Source organism: Stenotrophomonas sp. STK16_22, from assembly GCF_051984505.1.
Taxonomy (GTDB): Bacteria; Pseudomonadota; Gammaproteobacteria; order Xanthomonadales; family Xanthomonadaceae; genus Stenotrophomonas; species Stenotrophomonas maltophilia_A.
The window spans coordinates 179,012-202,443 of the sequence record NZ_CP196972.1 but is presented as its reverse complement, the minus strand read 5'-3'; the positions used below and the strand labels follow the sequence as shown (position 1 = coordinate 202,443).

The window sequence follows — 23,432 nt, the reverse complement described above, 5'->3', positions numbered from 1 at the left end:
GCCATACTAGAGCATGAGCTTGCGCATCATCATCGCAGACGACCACCCGGTGGTCCGTATCGGTACCCGTGCCGTCATCGAATCGAGCGGGGTGGGCCGCGTGGTCGGCGAAGCCGACAGCGCGCAGGCGCTGATGGCCCTGCTCGGCAGCCAGCCCTGTGACCTGCTGGTCACCGACTACTCCATGCCGGGCAGTCCCCAGGCCGACGGCTTCGCCATGATCGGCATGATCCGCCGCCGTCATCCCGACCTGCCGGTGCTGATGCTCAGTGTCTCCAACAACCTGGCGATCCTGCGCATGGTGCTCGACAGCGGCGTGCTCGGCCTGGTCGACAAGAGTTCGTCGATGGACGAACTGCCACAGGCCATCCAGGCGGTCTACCGGGGCCAGCCCTACATCAGCCGCAGCCTGCGCGAGCGGGTCGAGGCCGCTGGCAGCTGGCGCATGCGCGAGGGCGACGGCAAGCCACTGTCGCCACGCGAGGTGGAGGTGCTGCGGCTGCTGGGCACCGGCATGACCGTGAAGGAAATCTCGCTGCAGCTGCACAAGAGCGTCAGTACCATCAGCCGGCAGAAGGGTGACGCCATGCTCAAACTGGGCCTCAAGGGCGACGCCGAGCTGTTCGATTACCTGCGCGACGGCAAGATCTGAGAGCCAGATCACACAAGAAGGGCAGCTGCCACCGCCCTCTTTGACCGGCCGCCGATCTGTGCCAAGATGGTACGGCATGAGTTCTCAATGCGAGGTCGAAGGAATCGACCGGCTCATGTCCTCGCTCCCGTCCCTGGTGGACGTGGCGCGGTTTCCTGCCGGCCGTCTGGCCCGGCAACGCTGACCATGGAGAGGCGCATGCATCATCCCCCCAAGCTACGTTGGACCCTGCCGTTGCGGCCTCTGCGCGCATTCGCGGCGTGCCTGCTCGTCTCTCTTTCCGCTGCCGCCTGCAGCGCCGCCGATCCGGCCCCCTCGTCCTCCCAGCCCGGCGCCCCTGCGCAGGCTGCCAATGCGCCCCGACAGGATGTTGCCCCGATGCAGACCCCCACCCCCGATGCCGCCGCCACCCCGCCCGACGCGCCGACCGTGATGTATTTCACCTACCAGGTGGACGGCGATGGCGCGACCTCCTATGAGGTCCAGAACGGCAGCGTGGCGACCTTCTGGTTCGGCCACACCTTCACTCTCGATGGCACCACGTACTACACGGGTTTCTCCTGGGATACCCGCGAGCACTACGGCAAGCCGGGCGAGCAGACGCCGGCCGGTCCGGATGACCGCGCCAACCTTGCCGAGGCCACCTTCGTGCTGGCCGGCACCGACGCCAGGAAGCCATGGAAGTTCCGTGGCCAGGAATGGACCATCGGCGCACTGGGCGCGTACGACAAGGCCGACGATGTCGATACCCGGCGCAAGCCGCTTGAACATCGCACGGCCGATGGTCGCCTGCTGCTGGCGGTGCCGACCAGCAGCTTCGACCGCGGCATCAGCAGCACCGGCTATGCGCTGCTGCTGTTCAACCCCAGGCGCAGCGAAGACGACGTGGACAGCAAGGTCTGGCGCTATGTCGGTTCAGTGCGCACGGGTGAGGACAACAGTGCCGCCTGCGACGACGGCAACGTGATGCCCTGCACCGACAGCGATGGCGAACTGGCCTTCGCTGCCGACGGCAACGGCCTGCCGCGACTGACCGTGACCTTCAAGGGCACCACCATCGAAGGCCCCGGCAAGACCCGCGCACTGGGTGCCGGCGACGCCGTGCACTACACCTTCGACAGCGCGACCCAGCAGTACGTCGCGCCCTGATAGCACCCGCCACGCGCGGGTTCCCTGTTGACCGACATGTTCTTGACTCACGGATGAGTCCGGTTGGCGATTCGCGGCACGCGCCGCTCCATCAACCCCGAGGAAAACGTCATGGCACAGCATGACTACAGCAGAAAGGAAGTCCTGGACATCGTCGAGCAGGTCGCCAGGCAGAAGGGCATCCCTGTGGATGACTTCATGCGCTTCGCGCACATCGAGACCGGCGGCACCTTCAACGAGCGCGCCCACAACACCTCATCCGGCGCCAAGGGCCTGTTCCAGTTCGTGCCCGGCTCCGCGCGCCAGTACCACCTGACCGGCCACGAGTTCGACCCCACCCGCAACACCGAAGCGGCCGCACAGATGTACCAGGACAACCTGGACTCGATGGCACGCCGCAACGAGCGCACCGGTAATCCCTACCTGTCCGGCGGTGAGGCCCCGACTGGCCTGGACCTGTACCTGGCCCACCAGCAGGGCAGCGCCGGCTATGGCTCGGTACAGACCGCGATTGCCACCGGCACCTTCGGCGTGGTCCGCAACAGCCACGGCGACGAGATCAACATGCGCCGCAACGTGCTGAACCAGATCGGCTCCGACGCGAAGGCGCTGACCGGCCACACCCTGGCCGAGATGCGCGGGATGAACGACGGCGACCTGGCGCGGACGTTCTCCAGCTATTACATCCACAAGTACGCAGCGATCAGCATTCCGGAAAAGAACATCGAACCGCAGGCGGTAGTGCAGGGCCAGGGCCAGACCCCGGCAGCACCTGCGCAGGCCAGCGCAGCCGTGGCGGCGGGTGCAGCCACGCTGGCGGCAACCGCAACGGCAGCTGCCACACCGAAGCCAGGCATTGAACTGCAGGCCGCCTACGAGGCCGGCGTGAAGTACGACGACGTCAAGTACGCCATCAACATTCCGGGCCACGCGCTGTACGTACCGGGCAAGACCGGCAAGAACGTGGAGCAGGGTTACATCGACTGTTCCGGCTGGGTCGGCACGCTGCAGAACCGGACCATGGACGAGATCAACCAGAAGGCCGGGCACGCGGTGTTCAGCAAGGCTGATCGCATCGACCTGGGCAACCTCGGTTCCGGTGGGATCGTGCGCAAGGCGTTCGACCAGTCCGGCGTGCTGCTGGACCGCGACGCGATCCTGAAGCCCGATGCGCTGAAGGAAGGCATGATCATCGGCCTGGATACGGCCAGGACCCGCCATGAGCACTGGAACGGCATCGACCACATCGTGATGGTGGTGCGCGACCCCAACACCGACAAGCTGCTGATCAGCCAGTCCACCGGCAGCAAGGGCGTGCACACCATGCCGGTCGAGGACTACCTCAAGCAGGTGAAGGACCACCCGAACTGGAAGCTGTACGCCTCCGATCCGCTGTCCAAGGCGCGCGACCTGCTGGAAAACCGCACCCAGTCGCACGAGCAGAGCCAGGGCAAGCCTGCGCCCGAGCACAAGGCCGCTGCCACGCCGCACGCCGAACTGTACAAGCAGGGCGCGCACAGCGAGGGCGTGCGCAAGGTGCAGGAGCAGCTGGGCCACCTGGGCTACGTCGGCGCCGACGGCAAGCCGCTGGTCGAAGATGGCCGCTTCGGCCGCAACACCGACACGGCAGTGCGCCAGCTGCAGAAGGACAACGGCCTGGTGGTCGACGGCATTGTCGGGGCGAAGACCCTGGAGGCAATCAAGGACGCACGCGAACGGCCGTTGCTGAACGACGAGCGGCACCCGCGCAATCCGTTGTTCATCCAGGCCAGCAAGGGTCTGGAACTGCTGCCGGCCGGGACCTTCAAGGACCGCCACGCGCTGGAAAGCGCTGCTGCGGCATTGACCAAGGAGGCGCATGCCGCCGGCCTGCAGCGCATCGACTCGGTGGTGCCCAGCCCGAACGGTGAGCGCCTGTTCGCCGTGCAGGGCACCATCGGCGACCCCGCCGCCAGCCGCGTGGCGGTGGAGACCCGTGCCGCCAGCGAGCAGAGCCTGGCGCTCAGCAGCGGTGCCGTGCAGGGCGCGCCGAACGTGCTGCATCAGCAGCAGGACGCCCAGCAGGAGCAGGCCCGGCAGGCGCAGAAGGCGATGGGCGTCTAAGCCCGCGGCGCCTTGGGAGAGAAGGGAGGGCCACGTCCGCGTGGCCTTTTCCCTTTCTGCCAGCTGAGCGGCCGGGGCCGCTTTCAGCCTTGCTTCATGCCGCCTGCCGCTAGATGAATGCGCAAGCCGCACGGTGGACCAGGCAATGTTCCGGCAATGTTGGAACGCCAGCGTGGACATCACGGCAGCCGGGGCGCCCCGCGCCCTCCCTGCCCAGCGTGGCATGCACCTCACAGGAGAACGAACATGCTCAGTACTTCCGCACTCAGCTTCCGCACTCAGCTTCCGTGGTCTGGCGATGGCCCTGGCACTGGTGGCCGGTGTCGCCGTGGTCAGCGATGCCAGCGCGATGTCGAGGAAGGACAAGCGCACCCTGGTCGGCGCCGTGGTCGGTGGCGTGGCCGGCAACCTGCTCTCCAACGGTGATCCCGCTGCCACTGTCGGCGGTGCCGTGGCCGGCGGCGCGATCGGCAACCTGACCACATCTGACCGCCGCGACCGTCGTTACTACGACAATCGCCGTTACGACAACCGCTACGATCGCCGTTACGACCGTGGCTACTACCGCAGCGGCTACTACGACCGCGGTGACGACCGTCGCTGGCAGCGCGAGCGCTACTACGACAACCGCTACTACCACGACCGCGGCCGCCATCGCGGCTGGTAATCCGGCGCGGCGGTACCGCCGATGACGATGTGACGACGGGCGGGTCGATGACCCGCCCGTTTGCGTTGCGGGCGGCCATGGCGTTGAATGCGCAGCCTTGGATGTGACTTTCCCCATTGGGGCTGCGGCATGACTTCTTCTTCCCACCGGGTGCAGGGCCTCAACAACGACGAGGTCGCTGCCGACTGGCCGCCGATCAGCACCGCAGACCTCGCGTGGCTGCGCCAGCGCTTTCCGCAGCTGGATGCGGGCAGCCAGCCGCACTGGCACAGTCCTCGACCGTTGTCGGCCGCCGCCATCGTCAATGGCACGCGCGCACCGGTGTTCATCAAGCGCCACCACCACAGCGTTCGCAGCGCCGCCTGCCTGGAAGAAGAACACCACTTCATCGCCCATCTCGCTGCCGCCGGCGTACCGGTGGTGCAGGTGCTGGCGGCAGCCGATGGCCACACCGCAGTCGAGCACGGCGAATGGACCTTCGAGCTGCATGCCGTGGGCGTGGGCGAGGACCTGTACCGCGATGCCGTGTCGTGGTCGTTGCTGACCGATGTCGCGCAGGCCCGCGAAGCCGGCCGCATGCTGGCCCGGTTGCACCGTGCCGCCGCCAGCTATCACGCGCCACAGCGCAGTACCCATCTGCTGGTCGCGCGCGACGATCTGATCCGCGCCGACGATCCCATCGCCGCGATCAAAGCCGAACTGCCCACACGACCGGGGCTGGCCCGCTATCTCGCGCGCATTCCGTGGGAAGCGCAGCTGCAGCGCGACGTGCTGCCGTGGCATGCCGGCCTGGCCGAGCGCCTGCGCGACGAGCCACGGCTGTGGGCGCACAACGACTGGCATGTCTCCAACCTGCTGTGGCGCGACGGGCAGGTCAGCACCGTGCTGGATTTCGGCCTGGCTTCGCCCACCAGCGCACTGTTTGACCTCGCCACCGCGATCGAGCGCAACGCAGTGGCGTGGCTGGAACTGGAGCGCGGCATGGAGGCGGTGCGCATCGATATCGCACTGGCCCTGCTCGACGGCTACCGCGAGGTGCTGCCGTTGTCGGCGGCACGCGTGCACCTGCTGGCCGAACTGCTGCCGATGGTCCATTTCGACTTCGCACTGTCCGAAGTGGAGTACTTCGAAGGCATCACTGGCTCCACCGCAAACGCGGATGTGGCGTGGCAGCCGTTCATGCTGGGGCATCCGGCGTGGTTCCACAGCGCGCCGGGACAGGCACTGCTGCAGGCGTTGCACGCGGCAGCCTGAAGGGCACCGGCTCGCAAATCCGTACCATTTGTAGTGAAATGGTCACCTGAAGCGGGGGTGCCTGGATCTGCCAGGCTGAGAGAGTCCCTTGGAACCTGATCCGGTTTGCACCGGCGTAGGGAGCTTTGAGCCGCAGCCACACCCCCGTCATGGGCCGGTGCACCTGCGCGCCGTCGCTTCGTCTCCCTTGTTGTCCGAAGACGAACCGAATGAACCGCTGCCTGCGCCCCACCCTGCTCTCCCTCGCCCTCTGCGCCGCCTTGCCGCTGCATGCCAGCGAGGCCGACGCTGCCACCGATGCGGCTGCCACCGGCGCCGAGCGCTCGCCCACCGAACTGGCGGCAGTGCGCGTGCAGGCCGGCAAACCCAAGGCCGATACCTCACGCGTGAACGCCTTCGGTGGTGGGTCCTGGAAGGACACCCCGGCCTCGGTGAACGTGCTCGAGCGCAACTACCTCGACCGCCGGCAGGTGCGTTCGCTGTCCGAGCTGGCCAGCAACGATGCCTCGCTGGGCGATGCGTATGCGCCGGTGGGCTACTACCAGAACATCGCCATCCGCGGTTTCGCGCTGGACGCCGCCACCGGCTACCGCTTCAACGGCCTGTCCATCGCCGGCGAACAGCGCCTGGCGCTGGAGAACGTGCAGTCGGTTGAGATCCTCAAGGGTGAAGCCGGCCTGGCCGCGGGTGTGATGGCGCCCGGCGGGATCATCAACTACATCGGCAAGCGCCCGGCCGAAGTGCGCACCGCCACGCTCGGTACCGACTCGGAAGGCTCGCGCTACGTCGCCGTCGATGTCGGCCACTGGATCACCCCGCGTTTCGGCCTGCGCCTGAATGCCGCATGGGATTCCAGCAATTCCTACGTCGAGCACGCCGATGGCCGTCGCAACTTCTACTCGCTGGCCGCCGACTGGCTGATCGGCGAGCGCGGCAAGCTGGAAGTGGATGCCAACTACCAGACCAGTTCGCAGCGTTCGGTGTCGGGCTACCAGCTGCTGGGCGCGCGCGAGCTGCCGCACGGCGTGGATCGCGAATTCCTGCTCGGCTACCAGCCCTGGCAGCGCCCGGTGGATATCGCCAGCACCAACATCACCGCCCTGCACACCTACGACTTCAACGATACCTGGCAGTCGCGCGTCTCGGTCGGCCACAGCCGCTCGGTCATCGATGACAACGTCGCCTTCGCCTACGGCTGCTACTACGCCGCGCAGTGCGCCGATGGCAGCGTGCCGGGCAACTACTTCGCGCCCAATGGCGACTACGACGTCTACGACTACCGCAGCCCGGACGACACCCGCCGCAACCAGCAGGCCCGTGCCGAGCTGCGCGGCCGCTTCGAGACCGGCAGCGTCGGCCATGAGTTGACCATCGGTGCCGACTACTTCCGCCGCACGGTAGACAAGCGCCCGAGCGTCAACGAGTACGTCGGCACCAGCAACATCCACGACGCACAGGTGCCGGTGTTCGCGCCGTCGCCGAAGATGCCAGGGCCGTCCGCACGACGCCTGGACAGCCGCCAGACCGCGTTCTTCGCGCTGGACCGGATGAGCTTCGGTGATGACTGGCAGTGGCTGGCCGGTGGCCGCTTCGTGCGCCTGGACGAGCACGCCTACGACAAGCGTGGAAACCCGCAGCGGCACAGCCGCCTGTCGCGCTTCCTGCCGCAGACCGCGGTGGTGTGGAAGGCCACCGACCAGCTCAACGCCTATGCCAGCTACGTGCGCGGCATTTCACTGGGCCAGGAAGCGCCGTTCTGGACCAGCAACGCCGACACCTTCCTGCCGTCGGTGCAGTCGCGGCAGCTGGAAGTGGGCGTGAAGTACGTGCCGGTCGAGGCGCTGACGCTGGGCGCAGCCGTGTTCCGCATCTCGCAGCCCTACCAGTACGCCAAGCCGGACAGCAGCGACGTCGGCTACACCTTCGTCGAGGAAGGCACGCAGACCCACACCGGCCTGGAGCTGACCGCCAACGGCCAGCTGACCGACGCACTGCAGATCGTAGCCAGTGCCAGCGTGCTGCAGGCGCGCGCGCGCGACACCGGCACCCCGGCCTATGCAGGCAATCAGCTGGTGAACGTGCCGAAGGTGCGCGCCAGCGTGCACGTGGCCTATGCGCTGCCGTTCGTGCAGGGCCTGGATGTGACCGGCGGCTGGCGCTATGCCGGTGCCAACGTTGCCCGCGCCGACGGTGGCGTGCGCGCACCGGACTACTCGGTGTTCGACGCTGGCCTGCGTTTCCAGCATCGCCTGCACGAGCGCGCGGTGACCTGGAACCTGTCGGTGGACAACGTGTTCAACCGCTTCTACTGGCGCGATACCGGCAGCAGCGGCGGTGACTACTACCTGTTCCCCGGCGCACCGCGACAGGCCCGCCTGTCGGTGACGTTCGCGCTGTGAGCGGCGTCATGCTCGAGTGGACCGCCGCGCTGTGCAGCATCCTCGGCGTCTGGCTGATGGCCAAGCGCCGGCTGGTGGCGTGGCCGGTCGGCCTGCTGTCGGTGACGCTGTACGGGCTGGTCTTCGCCGAGGCCAAGCTGTACTCGGACACCCTGCTGCAGGTCGCCTTCGGTGGCTTCCTGGTCTACGGCTGGCTCAACTGGCGGCAGCACGCCGCCGACGAGGGCAGCGTCCGCATCGTGCCACTGGCGCGCGGCAAGCTGCTGCGCGACCTGGCCATCGGCCTGTGCGGCGGCGTGGCGCTGGGTGCGGCCATGCACACCTTCACCGATGCCGCGCTGCCGTGGCTGGACGCGATGCTGACCGCGCTGAGCCTGGTCGGCCAGTGGTGGCAGGCGCGCCGCCACGTGGCCTGCTGGTGGGTGTGGATCGCGGTGGACGTGGTCTACGTGGGTGCCTACCTGTTCAAGTCGCTGCACGTGACCGCAGCGCTGTACGTGTTCTTCCTCGGCCTGGCCGTGTTCGGGCTGCGCGCATGGAGCGCGGCAGCCCGTGAACCACAGGTAGCAACGCAGTAGCGCCACGCCATGCGTGGCCGGGGCTTACCGGCAGTCGCCAACCTTGGTTGGCGCACACCTGCCGACCAAGGTCGGCATCTACCCAACACATCCACGCAGGGCGTGGATCTACTGCACCCGCAAGGTCAGTAGCGCCACGCCATGCGTGGCTGGGGGCCTACCGGTAGTCGCCAACCTTGGTTGGCGCACACCTGCCGACCAAGGTCGGCATCTACCCAACACATCCACGCAGGGCGTGGATCTACTGCACCCGCAAGATCAGTAGAGCCACGCCATGCGTGGCTTGGGGCTACCGGTAGTCGCCAACCTTGGTTGGCGCACGCCTGCCGACCAAGGTCGGCATCTACCCAACACATCCACGCAGGGCGTGGATCTACTGCACCCGCAAGATCAGTAGAGCCACGCCATGCGTGGCTGGGGTTTACCGGTAGTCGCCAACCTTGGTTGGCGCACACCTGCCGACCAAGGTCGGCATCTACCCAACATATCCACGCATGGCGTGGATCTACTGCATCCGCAAGATCAGTAGAGCCACGCCATGCGTGGCTTGGGGCTACCGGTAGTCGCCAACCTTGGTTGGCGCACACCTGCCGACCAAGGTCGGCATCTACCCAACACATCCACGCAGGGCGTGGATCTACTGCACCCGCAAGATCAGTAGAGCCACGCCATGCGTGGCTGGGGGCCTACCGGTAGTCGCCAACCTTGGTTGGCGTGCGTGCCGACCAAGGTCGGCATCTACCAGGCGCATCCACGCATGGCGTGGATCTACTGGGTAAGCAGCAGGCCCAGCCGCAGCGGCTGACGCATGTCGGCTGGTGGCGCGGCCTGCAACGGCGCGGACTGCAATGTCGCGCGCAGGTCGGCGTCGATCTGGGCGTCGCCCAGGCTGTCGAATTCGAGTTTCGAAATGCGGCCATCCGCCGCGATCCACACGCTCACCGGCAACGGCGTCGGTGCATCAGGGTGTGCCTGCAGCCATTCCAGCACGCGCTGCGCCTGCGGGTTCTGCTCCTGCTGCAGGCGCTGCTGCAACTGGCCGCCCACGGCGGCGGCATAGGCCATCCAGTGTGCGGGAGCCTCCTGCGCGGAAACGCTGGCACTACCAAGTGCGAGCGCACCGAACAATGCGGCCAACGGCCGCCACCAGCGGCGCACGCCGGTCCTGTTTCCTGCCATGGCCATCGCCCGTCTCCTGCGCCTCCATCCAACGTCTGATGGTCGGCGCGGTAGATGACAGGCAGATGGCGGTCGGCACTGCCCGGCGCGATCAATCGCCCAGGTCGGCCAGCACCTTGCGCGAGGGCGCGAAGAAGGTCACGCCGGTGGTGGCGGTGGAGAAGTCGAGAATGCGGTCATGCAGCGGCGCGGGATTGCCGATGAACATGCGCTCGAGCATCTTTTCGATCACCCACAGGCGGCGCGTGTAGCCGATGAAGTAGGTACCGTACTCGCCACGCCCCGGGTTGGCGAACGGCATGTTGTCACGCAGGATCTCGTGCTCGCCGTCGGCGTCTTCGATGGTGCACAGGGTCTTGTGCGATTTCTGTGCATCGGCCGGTGCATCGTCCAGCTCGATGTTGTCGTGCTTGGTGCGGCCGATGATCGCTTCCTGCGCCTCGGTCTTCTGCGCGCGCCAGGCATCAAGATTGTGCAGGTACTTCTGCACCACGACGTAGCTGCCACCGGCATGCTCCGGATCTTCATCGCCCACGATGGTGGCTTCCGGCAACGACAGCCCTTCCGGATTGGCGGTGCCGTCGACGAAGTCGAGCAGGTCACGGCCATCGAAATAACGGAAGCCGGCCACATCATCGACCGTTTCCACCGCATCGCCGAACGCCATCAGCAGGTTGCGCTCGAATGCCACGATCAGGTCCATGGTGCGCGCACGGATGTGGTACAGCAGGTCGCCCGGCGTGGACACCGCGGTGTGGGTCGCGCCCTTGATCTCGCGGAACGGCGCCAGCTCACGCGGCGGGGTGGTACCCACCAGCGGCTGCCACACGCGGTGGCCAATGGCCACGTTGCAGGTGAAGGTGCGCTCGATCTCGCGGATGGCGGTGTTCTTGATCAGGTCGTCGGTGCTGGCCAGCACCTCGCGCGCCTTGGCGATCGACGCCTCGTCATCCTTCACTTTCAGCACCAGGAACGCCGCCGAATGGGTGAGCGGCGCGGTGATCTGCTGCGGCTCGTTGTCGAGCGTGTGGTTGAGGGCGGTGATCGGTGCGGGCTGGGAGTTCACGGCGGTTCCTGCTGGCTTGAGGCGGGCGCATCGCGCGTGGCGATGTGCGGGCGATCATAACGGAACCGCCTGACCGGGGACGGAGCGGTTCTCGTTCCGTCCACCGGCGAAGGTACGAAGACCTCAATCCATATCACTCCAGACCGCCAGCTCGTAGCCATCCAGATCGCGGAAGTGGAAGCGACGGCCACCGGGGAAGGCGAACACCGCCTGCACCACCTCGCCACCGGCGGCGACCACGCGCTGCTGTGCATCCGCCAGGTCCGTGCAGTAGAGGATCACCAGCGGCCCCCCGTGGGCACGCACCGCCGCGTCGGCCACGAAGCCACCTTTCAGACGGCCGTCGTCGAACTCGGTGTAGGCCGGGCCATAGTCGGTGAAGCGCCAACCGAACACCTCGCCGTAGAAGCGCGTGCTACGGTCAATGTCGGCGACGTTGAATTCGATGTTATCGATGCGGCGTTCGGCATCGTGGGGCGCGGCAGGATTCATGGCGAGGCTCCGTGGTGGGAGCCCAGCATCGATCAATGCAGCACAGTGGTCTTGAACAAAACGGCCATCATTGTCCCCACTCCAGGCGCAGCTCGCTGGCGGTCATGCCCGCCAGTTCACGCGCCTCGCGGCTGAGATGGGCCTGGTCGGCATAGCCGGCATCAGCGGCCAGCATCGCCAACGAATGCAGTGGCAGCGCGCGGCTATGGCGAAGAAAGCGTTGCAGGCGCAGGATGCGCTCCAGCGTCTTGGCGCCGTAGCCGAACTGCGACTGGCTGAAACGCCGCAGGCTGCGCGGGCTCAGGCCCAAGTGCGCCGCCAGCGTATCCAGCGTGGCGTGACCCCCGGCGAGCGCCTGGAACAGGACATGTGCACGCTGCGCCGGGGTGTCGAGTGCGGCCGCGCCCATATGCTGCTGCAGGCAGTACGCCATCCGCTGCAGGCGCTGCGCAGGCGCGGTGTCACCGATGGAAGCCGCAGCTTTCTTCGCCCACGTGCCCTTCAGATCGGCCAGTGGCACCGCCTGGCCGATGATCTCGGCCAAGGGCAGGCCAAGCGCGGCCAATGCCTGGCCAGGTCGGAAGCGTGCCCCCAGTACCTGTGCACCGGGTGCCAGTGCCGGATGTGCAGCCACCCGATCCGGGCCGACCACGAACAGCCCGCCGTCGCGCCAGAGGATATCCACGCAGCCATCGGGCAATACGGTGATGTGCCCATCGGCATCGGCAGGGAGCTGGCTCTGCCACAGCTGGCCGAAGTGGCCGCGCAGCGGCGCAGGCGCCAGATGCTCCTGGTAGGTCGTGCCGGTGCCTGCAAGAGAGGAAGGGTCGCCCATGCCGCATTGTGGCGCCACGGGGCCCATAAAAGTGAAGCCCGGCGCGAGGCCGGGCTTCGGTTGGCGTGTGGGAGAGAGAGAGAGTCACACGCCAGCACAACACGCACTAACGACAGGCGTTTGTTACCAGGTGAAGCGCGGGCCCACGAACCACTCGCGGTCGCCGGCCTTGGCCAGCTTCACTTCGCCACTCAGGCCCCAGTTCTGGTTGAACTTGGCGGTGGCGCCGACACGGCCATAGAACTCGCCGTCCGGGTTGATGCCGTGCTTCTTGCTGAAATCTTCGTAGCCGGCCATCACGTAGCCTTCCACGTACGGGTTGAACGCGGTGCGCACGCCCACTTCGGTGGAGTAGCCGTTGAAGTCCAGGCCGCGCTTCTCGTCGTACTTCTGGTACGCAACACGGGCCACCAGGTCGGTGTTCGGTGCGATGCCGTAGTTGTAGCCGACACCCAGGCGCCACTGGTCGACGTCATTCTTGAACTTGTCGGTTTCCTGGGCGCTGTAGTCGCCAAAGACGTGGAAGTTCGGGTGCACCGCAACGGAACCCTTCACCTTCCAGCCATCGGCGTCGCCGCCCTTGGCATCGGTGTTCACGTAGCCGCCTTCAACGTAGTTGTACGACAGGCCATCGGTTGCCGATGCAGCGAACGGCAGAGCAGCCAGAAGACCCAGGGCAAGCAGCGAATTCTTGTTCATCGGGACACACCTTTAATTATTTTGGTTTCGTCGACCGCCTCCCGGGAAGGGGGAGAGAGAGGAGGCGGTCGACAGGTGTGAATTATCCGTTAGGGGGTCTAATCAACCCTGAATATTGAACTGACTGGTGTATAAATAAGGCTGGCGTTCAGGGAACTCCGCATGGCATTGCTGTTAGACGGGCAACCATAGGTTTGCGTTTTGGCTGAACCTATGGTTGCGCAAGGGCTGAGAACCTATGGTTGCAGTGACTTAGGGGCAGAGCTGACGTCCGCGGCTGATTGGCCCTCGCCAACAGCCCAGGAGGCAAGCGCCGCCGTGACATCGGTCCAACCTTGTCGGTCCTTAACAAGTAAGGAGCCCCTTTAGGTGCCCTACGAGGGTTCGCGGGGAGTCGGACGAAGCATGCGGTTGGCCTTAGCGACTCAGGACTAGTAGTGGTCGACATCGCTAGAGTCTCGTCCGCTACGGGCCGTACGCTGACGCGCCTCGCTCCTCTTGAAGTTCACGGCTGCTTCATGCCAGAAGCTGACATCGCTAGGCTACCTCCGACGCTTCTCAGAGGCCTTAATATCAAGCCCGCCTTAACGCTGCATGCGGCTAAGACCGGCGGCACTCCATCTACTAAATGGGCCCTGCGTCGGGCCGGCATTGTGGAGCGCGTTGCCGAAGGGCTATGGAAGGTGCCGGACGACCTGGCCGAGCGTGGCCGCCAGTACGACGCGCAGCGCCTGGGCGGCGTGGCCGTGGAGCTGAAATCGCACTTGCCCATCGAGCGGCAGGCCCGCGTGATCGGGGCCACGTGGCTCGACCAGCAGTTGATCGGCGGCGGCTCGGGCCTGGGCGACCTAGGCTTTGGTGGCGAGGCCAGGCCATGCAACAGCGCGCCGACTTCCTGGCCGAACAGGCGCTGGCCGAGCGGCGCGGGCAGCGCGTGATCCTGGCGCGCAACCTGCTGGGCACGCTGCGCAACCGGGAACTGGCACAGGCCGCGAAGGACATTGCCGCTGAAACCGGCCTGGAGCATCGCCCGGTGGCCGACGGGCAGCGTGTGGCTGGCATCTACCGGCGCAGCGTCATGCTCGCCAGCGGGCGCTACGCGATGCTGGACGACGGCATGGGATTCAGGTTGGTGCCGTGGCGGCCGATGATCGAGCAGCGGCTGGGGCAGCATATCGCCGCCGTGGTGCGCGGTGGCGGCGTATCTTGGGAGCTTGGACGGCAGCGCGGGCCAAGTATTTCTTGAGACCCTTCATCTACTTGTCGAACGGCCGAGCGCCTTCATCAGCCCCGGCTTCTGGCTCGCAAAGGTGCCATAGAAGACCTCATTACCGATGAGCGTGATCGGAGCCACGCGCACGCCGGTTCGTGACTTGGCTTCCGCAGAAATCTTCGGGTCGGTCAGGTCGCGTTCTTCAAACACGATGCTCTGCTGGGACAGCCACTCCTTCAGCACCCGGCAGTCCGGGCAGGCTGGAGTGCTATAGATGATGATGCGCGGGGTGCTGGCTTGGTTCATGGTCGTGCCTTCACTTTCCCCGAGCGGCAAGCCAGCTCTTCATCATGGCGATCTCTCCTTCCTGCGCAGAGATAACCTCCTGAGCCAACTCGCGGACCTCCGGGTCCTTGCCGTACTGCAACGCCACCTTGGCCATGTCGATCGCGCCCTGGTGATGCGGGATCATGCCGCGCATAAAGTCCACATCGGCATCGCCGCTGAAGTCAATCATCATGTCGGCGTGCATGCGGTCATTGCCGGCACGGTAGGCGGTCGTCGAGGCGTCGCCCGAGCTGCCGGTCCCCGCCTGTTGGCCGCGTTCTCCAAGCCACTTATTCATCATGGCGATCTCGCCTTCCTGCGCAGAGATAACCTCCTCGGCCAACTTGCGGACCTCCGGGTCCTTGCCGTACTGCAACGCCACCTTGGCCATGTCGATCGCGCCCTGGTGGTGCGGGATCATGCCGCGCATGAAATCGACGTCGGCGTTTCCAGTGAACTGCGCTCCCATCCCCGCGTGCATCTGGTCGTTCACGGCGCGATACGCGGTCGTGGAAGGACTGTCATTGGCCGAGGCGCTGGAGGGCATCGCGTGCCCATGGTGACCTCCGCTCGCATTGGCCTGCATCACTTCACCCGACGGGACCACCTTCTTCTGAACGGCCCTCAGGCCGATGGCGACCACGACGGCGCCCGCAATGAACAACAGGCTGAACTTGTTGACTCTCATGAAAAACTCCTTGAATGAGGTTGATGGAGTCACTGTAGGGCCTCCCATTGTTGGAAGGTCAAGGCCCTCATTTCGCCGTTGATGCCGATGAAAACCCTCGGCGCAAGATCCAGTCCTTCACTTCCGCCGCCTACGACAACGCGCTGTCGAAGCTGCAGCGGTGGAGGCAGGTGATGTAGCGCCTGAGGTGACCGCTAGATGGAACACCTTCCGCATCGGCCCGATCAGCCCGGACCTAGCCGCACCGGCTTTCGCGCGGTCTGCCACAGCAGCGGCACCAAGATCAGCGCCAGGGCCGGGAAGATCATCCAGTTGACCGCCTGCCAGCCCGAGTTGTGCAGGATCGATCCCGCGAGGAACGACACGGCTGCCGTGGCGGCGAAGACGAAGAAATCGTTCATGCCCTGCGCCTTGCTGCGCTCGGCCGGGGTGTGGCAATCGGTGACCATCGCCGTCGCGCCAATGAAGCTGAAGTTCCAGCCGATGCCCAGCAGCGCCAGCGAGCCCCAGAAGTGGGACAGGCCGAGCCCGCCCAGGGCCACCACCCCGGAGGCGGCGAGCAGCACCATGCCCACGGCGGTCACGCGCTCCTTGCCGTAGCGCACCATCAGCCGCCCAGTGAAGAAGCTCGGCCCGAACATCGCCAGCAGGTGCCACTGGATTCCCAGGGCGGCGTTGTCCACCGAATGCCCGTGGTTGACCATCGCCACCGGCGCGGCGGTCATCACGAACGCCATCACCCCATAGGACACCACGCCTGCGGCCACGGCCAGCGCGTAGCGCGGCATCGCCAGGAGCTGCAGCACCGTGCGGCCGCTGTCGGCGGCGGCTTCGGCCGGGGTCTGGCGCGGCGTGCGCAGCATCAGCAAGATCGGCAGGGCGATCAGCGGCAGCAGCGCCTGGCTGAGGAAGCTGCCGACGTAGGGCGTGCCCGCTACCGCGTCGCGCGTGAAGATCACCAACTGCGGCCCGATGATGGCACCCGCGAGAGCCCCCACCATCACCCAGGAAATCGCCTTGGCCTTGAGCGCGTCCTCGGCGGTGTCGGCGGCTGCGAAGCGGTAGCTCTGCACATACGCGCCGTAGAAGCCCGCCAGGAAGGTGCCGGCGCAGAAGATCCAAAACGAGGCCAGCATGATGCCCAGCGCGGCGATCAGGCCCGAGGCCACGCCGAAGCCGACCCCGACCACGTATCCGTTGCGGCGGCCATGGCGCCGCATGATGAACGCCGCAGGCAAGGTGCCGATGGCAAGACCCAGGCCGAACAGGCTCACAGGCAAGGTGATCGAGGCCGAGTCCTTGGCAAGCTGCTGGCCGACCAGCCCGCCCAGCGACATCACGATGGGCGCGCTGGCGCCACCGAGCGCCTGCGCGGCGGTGAGAACGCCGATGTTTCGGCGCGTGATGCTCTGGTCGGTCATGGGCGGTCCTTCTTGTTCGTTTGTCTGGCCGGAATTATTACACACATGAATATATGTTCAGTTATTAGACAATGATTCGGCCATACGATGCTCATGAACCGCCGCAGCCTGGTCGCTCCTCGCAAATCTCCCGAGCGGCAGAAGAAACAGCCTGCCGTTCCAATGCGAGCAGGTGCTCTTTCACCCGGGTCAGTTGCGCCATGCGTTCCTCGACACAGGCGAGATGGTCCCGGACAGCCTGCGTCAGCAGCTCGGGTTCCGGGGACTCGCGATGCGTCCAGCCCAGCAAGTTGCGCATGTCATCCAGGCCGATGCCCGACGCGCGGTAGTTGCGAATCAGGTAAAGCCGCTCGACATGGGCCGGGCCATAGCGCCGGTAGTTGTTGCGGGACCGCTCGGGAGCGGGCAGCAGGCCCTCCCGTTCGTAGAACCTGATGTTCTCAGGGGCGTGCCGGTCAAGCGCGCGAGTTCACCAATCCTCATCCAGCTCTCCGCGCGCAGCGATGGGGGACGCCACCGCTGCGCGCCGGCCCTCATCCCGGCGACCGGGCGGGCTGCTGCGCCGTGGCGCCCGATTGCACCGTGTGCTCAGTCCAGCCGCCGCCCAGCGCCTTGTACAGATGGATGAGGTTGTTCAGCCGCGTCAGGCGCGTGCGCACCAGGGTCTGCTGCGTGCCGTAATGCGTGCGCTGCGCGTCGAGTACAGTGAGGTTGTTGTCCACGCCCTCCTGGAAGCGCTGCTCGGCCAGCTCGTAGGCCTTCTGGCTGGCCGCCACCAGGAGCTGCTCCGCGCGGATCTGCTCATCGAGCGTGCGCTTGCCCGCCAGGCCGTCGGCCACCTCGGCGAAGGCCGCCTGGATGGACTTCTCGTAGTTGGCGATCTCGATGCGCTTCTGTACGTGCGCCACGTCCAGGTTGGCGCGCAGCGCGCCGCCGCGGAAGATGGGCAGCGTGATCTGCGGCAGGAAGCTCCAGGCCCGCGAGCCCGAATCGAACAGGCCGTCCAGCGAAGCGCTGGCCGTGCCCGCCGAGCCCGTGAGGCTGATCATCGGGAAGAACGCGGCCCGCGCCGCGCCGATGTTGGCGTTGGCGCCGATCAGCATCTGCTCGGCGGCGCGGATGTCCGGCCGGCGCGCGAGCAGTTCGGACGGCAGGCCGCTCGGCAGGCCGGTCGGCACGATGTCGTCCGGCAGCGCCATGGCCTCGTCAAGCTGCCGGGACAGCTCCGGCGTCAGCGGCTGGCCCAACAGCAGCACCAGCGCGTTGCGGTCCTTGGCCGCCTGCCGCGTGTAGGCGGCATGGTTGGCCTCGGCGGTGCGCAGCGCGATCTCTGCGCGGCGCAGGTCGAGCTGCGTGGAGTTGCCCACTTCCACCAGTTGGGTGGTCAGCCCGTAGGAGCGCTTCTGCGTGGCGAGGGTGTCGCTCGTCAGGCGCAGCAGTTCCTGGTCGGCACGCAGCGTGAGGTAGGCGCTGGCCACCTCGGACACCAGGCTCATCTGCGTGGCGATGCGGGTCTCGTCGAGGGCCAGGTAGGACGCCAGCGCCCGGTCGCTGAGGCTGCGGACGCGGCCCCACAGGTCCAGTTCCCAGGCGGCCGTCACCCCGGCCACGTCGTAGCGCCGGAGCACGTCGCTTTGCCCCGTGGTGCTGAGGTCGGCCGGTGCGCGCTCTGACGCGCCGCGGGCGGAAACGCCCAGGTTCGGCAGCATCTCGGCACGCTGGATACGGTACAGCGCCTGAGCCGCCTCCACGTTGAGCGCGGCCTTGCGCATGTCGCGGTTGTTCTCCAGTGAAATGCCGATCAACTGCTGCAGCAGCGGGTCGCGGAAGAAGTCCCGCCAGCCGATCTCGGCCGTGATCGCGTCGTCGGGCGTCGCGGCCGCCGGTTCCACATAGGCCGCGCCCGAGGGATAAGCCGTGTCGATCGGCGATGCGGGCCGGTCATACTTCGGTGCCATGGAGCAGCCAGTCAACGCCGTCGCGAGGGCGAGCGGCGCCAGCGTCCTGGCGGGTCGTGTGAATGCGAAAGATGTTTTCATGTCGTATGTCCTCCTGGCCGTCATGCGTGCTGGTCGGTCATGCCGACACGGGCATGGCGCGCTTCGCGGCGCAGCGCCAGCTTGCGCACCACGACGTAGAACACCGGCGTCAGCACCAGGCCGAATACCGTCACGCCCAGCATGCCGGCGAACACCGCGATGCCCATGGCGTGGCGCATCTCGGCGCCCGCACTGCTGGCCAGCACCAGCGGCACCACGCCAGCGATGAAGGCGAACGACGTCATCAGGATCGGGCGCAGCCGCAAGCGCGCGGCTTCAAGCACGGCTGCCAGCGGATCGGCCCCTTCGCTTTCCTTCGCGCGGGCGAACTCCACGATCAGGATCGCGTTCTTGGCGGCCAGGCCGACCAGCACCACGAAACCGATCTGCGTGAAGATGTTGTTGTCCCCCCCAGAGAGCCAGACGCCGGCGATCGCCGAGAGCAGCGCCATGGGTGCAATCAGCAGCACAGCGAACGGCAGCGACCAACTGTTGTACTGGGCCGCCAGGAACAGGAAGGCGAGCAGCACCGCCAGCGCGAAGATATAGATAGCAGTATTGCCAACTCGCTTTTCCTGGAAAGTCAGGTCCGTCCATTCGTAGGTCATACCGTCCGGCAGCGATTCGCTCACGATCTTCTCAATCGCGGCGGTGGCCTGGCCGGATGAGTAGCCCGGCGCTGGCCCGCCGCTGATGTCGGCCGAGGGGAAGCCGTTGTAATGCATCACCCGGTCGGGGCCGGAACTGCGCTCGATGGTCGCGATCGCGCTCAGCGGGATCATGTCGCCCGCTGCATTGCGCACCTTGAGCATGCCTATGTCCTCAGCCTGCATGCGGAACTGCGCATCGGCTTGGGCCATTACCCGGTAGGTGCGACCGAAGCGGTTGAAGTCGTTGACGTAGAGCGAGCCAAGGTTGACCTGCAGGGTGTCGAACACCTCGGTCAGCGACACGCCCTGCGACTTGGCCTTCACCCGGTCGATGTCCACCTGCAACTGCGGCGCATTGGTCTGGAAGCTGGCGAGCATGTTCGCCAGCTCGGGCGCCTGCATGGCCTTGCCCATGATCTGGCCCTGTGCTTGTGCAAGCGCCTCGGGACCCAGGCCCGCCCGGTCCTCGATCTGCAGCTTAAAGCCGCCCATAGAACCCAGGCCCGGCACCGGCGGCGGCGGGAAGATGCCGACGAAGCCGTCCGGGATCTGGCTGAACTTGCCCATGAGCTTGCCCTGGATGGCGAAGGCCGACAGCGACGGGTCCTTGCGCTCATCGAAGGGCTTGAGCATGGCGAACATCAGCGCGGTGTTCGGCTGGTTCACCGGTCCATTGACCGACAGGCCCGGGAAGGCCACCACGCTCTCGACGCCCGGCTCAGCCAGTGCGATCTTGGTCATCTCCTTGACGACCGCCTCGGTGCGATCCAGCGAGGCGCCGGTCGGAAGCTGGGCGATGCCCACGAGGTAGTACTTGTCCTGGGCGGGCACGAAGCCCGCAGGCACCTTGTGGAAGCCCAGCCAGGTCAGGCTCAGGAAGCCGACGTAGAGCAGCAGCACGATGGCGCTGCCGCGCACCGCGCGGCGCACGCCCCCGACGTAGGAATTCGAGGCGCGGTCGAAGAAGCTGTTGAAGCGGCGGAAGAAGCCGCCGAACACGCCATCGATGATGCGCGTGACGCGATCGGGCTTGGTCGCGCCGTGGTGCGGCTTGAGCAGGATGGCGGCCAGCGCTGGCGACAGCGTAAGCGAGTTGATCGCCGACAGGATGGTCGAGAACGCGATGGTTAGCGCGAATTGGCGATAGAACTCGCCCTGCAGCCCCGACAGGAACGCCGAGGGGATGAAGACCGCTGCCAGCACCGAGGTGATGGCCAGGATCGGGCCAGTCACTTCATCCATCGCCTTGCGCGCCGCGTCCTTGGGTGATTCGCCCAGCGCTATGTGGCGCTCCACGTTCTCCACCACCACGATGGCGTCATCCACCACGATGCCGATGGACAGCACCAGTCCGAACAGCGACAGTGTGTTCAGCGAGAAACCGAACATGTGCATCACCGCGAACGTGCCGACCAGCGAGACCGGCACGGCGATCAGCGGGATGATCGACGCGCGCCAGGATTGCAGGAACAGCACCACCACGATCACCACCAGGAAGATGGCCTCCAGCAGCGTGACGGCGACGGACTGGAGCGAGGCGCGCACGAAGACCGTGGGGTCGTAGGCGACGCTATACTCAATGCCGTCGGGGAACTTGGCTTGAAGTCGGTCCATTGCCGCGCGCACCGCGCTAGACACATCCAGCGCGTTCGCGCCCGGGCTCTGGATGATCTGTATCCCCACCGCCGGCTCGCCATTGAGCAGGCTGCGCAAAGAGTAGGAATCGGCCCCCATCGAGATGCGGGCGACATCCCGCAGGCGAGTTACCTGGCCGTCGGCGCCCGTCTTCACGACGATCTCGCCGAATTGCTCCTCGCTCGACAGTCGGCCCAGAGTGTTGACCGTGACCTGGAACGCCGCCGAGGCATCCGGCTGCTGACCAACCGAACCAGCGGCAACCTGTATGTTCTGCTCGCGGATGGCGGCAACCACGTCGCTCGCGATCAGCCCACGAGCAGCGACCTTGGCGGGTTCGAGCCAGACCCGCATCGAATACTCCCCGGCGCCCCAGACTAGGACATCGCCGACGCCTGGCGTACGAGCCAGCTCATCCTTCACATGAAGTGTGGCGTAGTTGGAGACGTACAGCGGATCATATCGACCTCCAGGCGAAAGCAAATGCACCACCATGAGAACGTCCGGCGACGTTTTCTCGGTGACAACACCGATGCGCTGAACTTCAGGCGGTAGGCGCGGCAACGCCCGCGAGACCCGGTTTTGCACCTGGATCTGCGCAATGTCGGCGTTGATATGCTGCTCGAAGGAGACGGTGAGCACCATTTTCCCGTCGGTGGACATCTGAGACTGCATGTACATCATGCCTTCTACGCCGTTGATCGCCTGCTCCAGCGGTGATGCCACGGTATCGGCGATCACTTGCGGGTTGGCACCGGGATAGCTAGCGGTGACCTGCACCGTGGGAGGCGTGACCTGCGGGTATTCGCTCAGCGGCAGCTGGAAGTAGCTGATCGCGCCCGCGATCAGCATCAGCAGCGACAGGACGATGGCGAAGACCGGCCGGTTGATGAAGAAGCGGGGGAAATTCATTTGCGGGCCTCCGCCGAGCCGGCCGCGCCGTCAGCCTTGGCGGGGTCCGCGCCGCCGGCCTTGGCAGGCGCCGCAGCGGGAGCCGGAGCGTTTGCCGCAGCCTTGGTCGCGCCGGCCGCGCCTGCGGCCGGTGCCGCGGGCGCCTGCATGGGCACCATGCGCGGCGTGACCGCCATGCCGGGGCGCACGAGGCCCTTGATGATGATCTTCTCACCGGCCTGCAGGCCGCCGTTGATGACGCGCAGCCCGTCCACCACCGGCCCCAGTTCGATGGGCCGGTACTGGGCCTGGTTGTTCTCGCCCACAACCAGCACGTAGTTGCGCCCTTGGTCGGTGCCCACGGCCTGATCGTCGATCAGGACGGCCTCGCGCGCCGCGCCGGTGGACAGCTTGGCCCGGACGAACATGCCGGGTGCCATGCGCCCATCCGGATTGGGCACAACGGCGCGCACGCGGATCGTGCCGGTGCTTCGGTCAATGGTGTTGCCCACGAAGTCGAGCGCGCCCCTGTGCGGGAAACCCTTGTCCGTGGTCAGCCCGACCTGCACGGGCAGCGAGGCCTTGCCGCCGGCGTCCGCAGCGGGCCGCGAGCGGCTCACGACGTTGAGGTACGTGGCTTCGTCGATGTCGAAGTACACGTGCAGCGGGTCGATGGACACGACCGTGGTCAGCAGCGTGGCCGCGCCGGCGACACCGCCGCTGACCAGGTTGCCCTCGGTCACGAGCACGCGGTCAACGCGCCCGGCGATGGGCGCCGTGACGCGGGCGTAGGACAGATCCAGCCGCGCCGCAGCGACGGCGGCCTTGGCCGCTTGCACCTGGGCCTGGCGCGCACTGCGCGCGGAGACGGCATCGTCGTAGGTCTTGCGCGCGACAGCGCCGGTCGCCACCAGGCGCTCGGCGCGGTCGAAGTCGGCCTGGGCCTGACTGGCCAGCACCTCGGCCTGTTGCAGTTGCGCCGCAGCCGTGTCGAGCGAGACCTGGAACGGCCGGGGGTCGATCTGGAACAGCAGTTGTCCCTTGCGCACCAGTCTGCCCTCGGGGACGCTCACAGCATCGACGGCGCCGCCGACCCGCGAGCGCAGCTCGACGGTCTTGGGCGCGGCCAGGAAGCCGGTGTACTCGGCCGATGGCGCGACCGTGCGGGTGATGACCTCGGCCACGGGCACCTGCGGCGCCATCGGCGCGTCCGCCGGGGGTGCCGCGGCCTTGCTCTCGTCCTTGGCGTCGCGGGCGGCAATCGCTATGCCCCCGACGGCTGCGATGAGGCCTGCCACCACAACGATTCTGATTTTTTTACGCATGGAAGTGCCCCTTTCTTGGATGCAGGACTCCGGCCCTTCCGAAGCGCTCTGCAGAAATTTGTGTGGAGGCTGGGCGTTACAACGAAGGCAAGGTCAAGCCCTTTGGGTTGCCCTAGCGGGCAGGCTGCATGGACAAGGTGGTGGGGAACCCCGCGTCGTCGCCGTGGCCA

General features: G+C 66.5%; 19 protein-coding genes, 2 pseudogenes and 1 riboswitch. Of the genes and pseudogenes, 8 read left to right on the top strand and 13 right to left on the bottom strand.

Annotated features, from left to right (window positions below; genetic code table 11):
* Positions 1–13: 13 nt before the first annotated feature.
* The 7 genes from ACSYAO_RS00900 to pnuC all read left to right on the top strand — a co-directional run bounded on the left by ACSYAO_RS00900 (position 14) and on the right by pnuC (position 8,802).
* Positions 14–652, top strand: coding sequence for a response regulator transcription factor (locus tag ACSYAO_RS00900; RefSeq protein ID WP_032130138.1), 639 nt, complete (start codon positions 14–16; stop codon positions 650–652).
* Positions 653–1,030: 378 nt separating this feature from the next.
* Positions 1,031–1,801, top strand: a complete 771-nt coding sequence (locus ACSYAO_RS00895) for a hypothetical protein (RefSeq protein ID WP_049398613.1) — start codon at positions 1,031–1,033, stop codon at positions 1,799–1,801.
* Positions 1,802–1,912: 111 nt separating this feature from the next.
* Positions 1,913–3,904 carry a peptidoglycan-binding protein gene (locus ACSYAO_RS00890; protein ID WP_049461854.1) on the top strand — a complete coding sequence of 664 codons (1,992 nt, stop codon included), beginning with the start codon at positions 1,913–1,915 and terminating at the stop codon, positions 3,902–3,904.
* Between the two features lie 223 nt (positions 3,905–4,127).
* On the top strand, positions 4,128–4,571 hold the full coding sequence (locus tag ACSYAO_RS00885; RefSeq protein WP_049461851.1) for a glycine zipper 2TM domain-containing protein: 444 nt from the start codon (positions 4,128–4,130) through the stop codon (positions 4,569–4,571).
* A gap of 129 nt (positions 4,572–4,700) precedes the next feature.
* Complete coding sequence (locus ACSYAO_RS00880) at positions 4,701–5,825, top strand: phosphotransferase enzyme family protein (RefSeq protein ID WP_049461852.1); 1,125 nt, start codon at positions 4,701–4,703, stop codon at positions 5,823–5,825.
* 43 nt (positions 5,826–5,868) lie between these two features.
* Positions 5,869–5,964: riboswitch (TPP riboswitch) on the top strand.
* A gap of 70 nt (positions 5,965–6,034) precedes the next feature.
* Entirely contained in the window at positions 6,035–8,224 is a 2,190-nt protein-coding gene (locus ACSYAO_RS00875) for a TonB-dependent receptor (protein ID WP_049461853.1), read from the top strand.
* An 8-nt stretch (positions 8,225–8,232) separates the two neighbouring features.
* Positions 8,233–8,802 (top strand): nicotinamide riboside transporter PnuC, encoded by a 570-nt coding sequence (gene pnuC / locus ACSYAO_RS00870; RefSeq protein WP_012509709.1) that lies wholly within the window; start codon positions 8,233–8,235, stop codon positions 8,800–8,802.
* Between the two features lie 768 nt (positions 8,803–9,570).
* Here the strand turns inward: pnuC and ACSYAO_RS00865 are convergent.
* The 5 genes from ACSYAO_RS00865 to ACSYAO_RS00845 form a co-directional block, all read right to left on the bottom strand.
* A complete protein-coding gene (locus ACSYAO_RS00865) occupies positions 9,571–9,987 on the bottom strand; it encodes a hypothetical protein (RefSeq protein ID WP_049460947.1) in 417 nt (138 codons plus the stop codon).
* Positions 9,988–10,072: 85 nt separating this feature from the next.
* Positions 10,073–11,047 (bottom strand): Dyp-type peroxidase, encoded by a 975-nt coding sequence (locus ACSYAO_RS00860; RefSeq protein ID WP_049460946.1) that lies wholly within the window; start codon positions 11,045–11,047, stop codon positions 10,073–10,075.
* Positions 11,048–11,170: 123 nt separating this feature from the next.
* Entirely contained in the window at positions 11,171–11,539 is a 369-nt protein-coding gene (locus ACSYAO_RS00855; protein ID WP_049460944.1) for a VOC family protein, read from the bottom strand.
* 67 nt (positions 11,540–11,606) lie between these two features.
* Positions 11,607–12,374: a helix-turn-helix transcriptional regulator gene (locus ACSYAO_RS00850; RefSeq protein WP_049460942.1), complete on the bottom strand. Its 768-nt coding sequence runs from the start codon at positions 12,372–12,374 to the stop codon at positions 11,607–11,609.
* Between the two features lie 123 nt (positions 12,375–12,497).
* Entirely contained in the window at positions 12,498–13,073 is a 576-nt protein-coding gene (locus ACSYAO_RS00845) for an OmpO family porin (protein ID WP_043034956.1), read from the bottom strand.
* 518 nt (positions 13,074–13,591) lie between these two features.
* Here ACSYAO_RS00845 and ACSYAO_RS00840 point away from each other — a divergent pair.
* Positions 13,592–14,319, top strand: a pseudogene (locus ACSYAO_RS00840) (DUF3363 domain-containing protein).
* A 6-nt stretch (positions 14,320–14,325) separates the two neighbouring features.
* Here ACSYAO_RS00840 and ACSYAO_RS00835 read toward each other — a convergent pair.
* The 8 genes and pseudogenes from ACSYAO_RS00835 to ACSYAO_RS00800 all read right to left on the bottom strand — a co-directional run bounded on the left by ACSYAO_RS00835 (position 14,326) and on the right by ACSYAO_RS00800 (position 23,262).
* Complete coding sequence (locus ACSYAO_RS00835; RefSeq protein ID WP_008786730.1) at positions 14,326–14,592, bottom strand: glutaredoxin family protein; 267 nt, start codon at positions 14,590–14,592, stop codon at positions 14,326–14,328.
* Positions 14,593–14,602: 10 nt separating this feature from the next.
* On the bottom strand, positions 14,603–15,301 hold the full coding sequence (copM, locus tag ACSYAO_RS00830) for a CopM family metallochaperone (RefSeq protein ID WP_071228802.1): 699 nt from the start codon (positions 15,299–15,301) through the stop codon (positions 14,603–14,605).
* Positions 15,302–15,525: 224 nt separating this feature from the next.
* Positions 15,526–16,722, bottom strand: coding sequence for an MFS transporter (locus ACSYAO_RS00825; RefSeq protein ID WP_049462200.1), 1,197 nt, complete (start codon positions 16,720–16,722; stop codon positions 15,526–15,528).
* Positions 16,723–16,813: 91 nt separating this feature from the next.
* Positions 16,814–17,020: a hypothetical protein gene (locus ACSYAO_RS00820; RefSeq protein ID WP_239684303.1), complete on the bottom strand. Its 207-nt coding sequence runs from the start codon at positions 17,018–17,020 to the stop codon at positions 16,814–16,816.
* 45 nt (positions 17,021–17,065) lie between these two features.
* A pseudogene (locus ACSYAO_RS00815) lies at positions 17,066–17,131 on the bottom strand (hypothetical protein); the annotation flags it as partial.
* Positions 17,132–17,255: 124 nt separating this feature from the next.
* On the bottom strand, positions 17,256–18,761 hold the full coding sequence (locus tag ACSYAO_RS00810; RefSeq protein ID WP_049462201.1) for an efflux transporter outer membrane subunit: 1,506 nt from the start codon (positions 18,759–18,761) through the stop codon (positions 17,256–17,258).
* Between the two features lie 20 nt (positions 18,762–18,781).
* The gene (locus ACSYAO_RS00805) at positions 18,782–21,958 is read right to left on the bottom strand and encodes an efflux RND transporter permease subunit (protein WP_049462202.1); all 3,177 of its coding nucleotides are present in this window, start codon (positions 21,956–21,958) and stop codon (positions 18,782–18,784) included.
* A complete protein-coding gene (locus ACSYAO_RS00800) occupies positions 21,955–23,262 on the bottom strand; it encodes an efflux RND transporter periplasmic adaptor subunit (protein WP_049462203.1) in 1,308 nt (435 codons plus the stop codon). The genes ACSYAO_RS00805 and ACSYAO_RS00800 overlap by 4 nt, the downstream gene beginning before the upstream one ends.
* Positions 23,263–23,432 lie beyond the last annotated feature (170 nt).

Coding starts and splice junctions, on each gene's coding strand:
- ACSYAO_RS00805 (WP_049462202.1), bottom strand. CDS start 21,958: ATGAATTTCCCCCGCTTCTTCATCAACCGGCCGGTCTTCGCCATCGTC.
- pnuC (WP_012509709.1), top strand. CDS start 8,233: ATGCTCGAGTGGACCGCCGCGCTGTGCAGCATCCTCGGCGTCTGGCTG.
- ACSYAO_RS00800 (WP_049462203.1), bottom strand. CDS start 23,262: ATGCGTAAAAAAATCAGAATCGTTGTGGTGGCAGGCCTCATCGCAGCC.
- ACSYAO_RS00865 (WP_049460947.1), bottom strand. CDS start 9,987: ATGGCCATGGCAGGAAACAGGACCGGCGTGCGCCGCTGGTGGCGGCCG.
- ACSYAO_RS00835 (WP_008786730.1), bottom strand. CDS start 14,592: ATGAACCAAGCCAGCACCCCGCGCATCATCATCTATAGCACTCCAGCC.
- ACSYAO_RS00810 (WP_049462201.1), bottom strand. CDS start 18,761: ATGAAAACATCTTTCGCATTCACACGACCCGCCAGGACGCTGGCGCCG.
- ACSYAO_RS00850 (WP_049460942.1), bottom strand. CDS start 12,374: ATGGGCGACCCTTCCTCTCTTGCAGGCACCGGCACGACCTACCAGGAG.
- ACSYAO_RS00890 (WP_049461854.1), top strand. CDS start 1,913: ATGGCACAGCATGACTACAGCAGAAAGGAAGTCCTGGACATCGTCGAG.
- ACSYAO_RS00875 (WP_049461853.1), top strand. CDS start 6,035: ATGAACCGCTGCCTGCGCCCCACCCTGCTCTCCCTCGCCCTCTGCGCC.
- ACSYAO_RS00880 (WP_049461852.1), top strand. CDS start 4,701: ATGACTTCTTCTTCCCACCGGGTGCAGGGCCTCAACAACGACGAGGTC.
- ACSYAO_RS00900 (WP_032130138.1), top strand. CDS start 14: ATGAGCTTGCGCATCATCATCGCAGACGACCACCCGGTGGTCCGTATC.
- ACSYAO_RS00885 (WP_049461851.1), top strand. CDS start 4,128: ATGCACCTCACAGGAGAACGAACATGCTCAGTACTTCCGCACTCAGCT.
- copM (WP_071228802.1), bottom strand. CDS start 15,301: ATGAGAGTCAACAAGTTCAGCCTGTTGTTCATTGCGGGCGCCGTCGTG.
- ACSYAO_RS00855 (WP_049460944.1), bottom strand. CDS start 11,539: ATGAATCCTGCCGCGCCCCACGATGCCGAACGCCGCATCGATAACATC.
- ACSYAO_RS00895 (WP_049398613.1), top strand. CDS start 1,031: ATGCAGACCCCCACCCCCGATGCCGCCGCCACCCCGCCCGACGCGCCG.
- ACSYAO_RS00820 (WP_239684303.1), bottom strand. CDS start 17,020: ATGCGCAACTTGCTGGGCTGGACGCATCGCGAGTCCCCGGAACCCGAG.
- ACSYAO_RS00845 (WP_043034956.1), bottom strand. CDS start 13,073: ATGAACAAGAATTCGCTGCTTGCCCTGGGTCTTCTGGCTGCTCTGCCG.
- ACSYAO_RS00825 (WP_049462200.1), bottom strand. CDS start 16,722: ATGACCGACCAGAGCATCACGCGCCGAAACATCGGCGTTCTCACCGCC.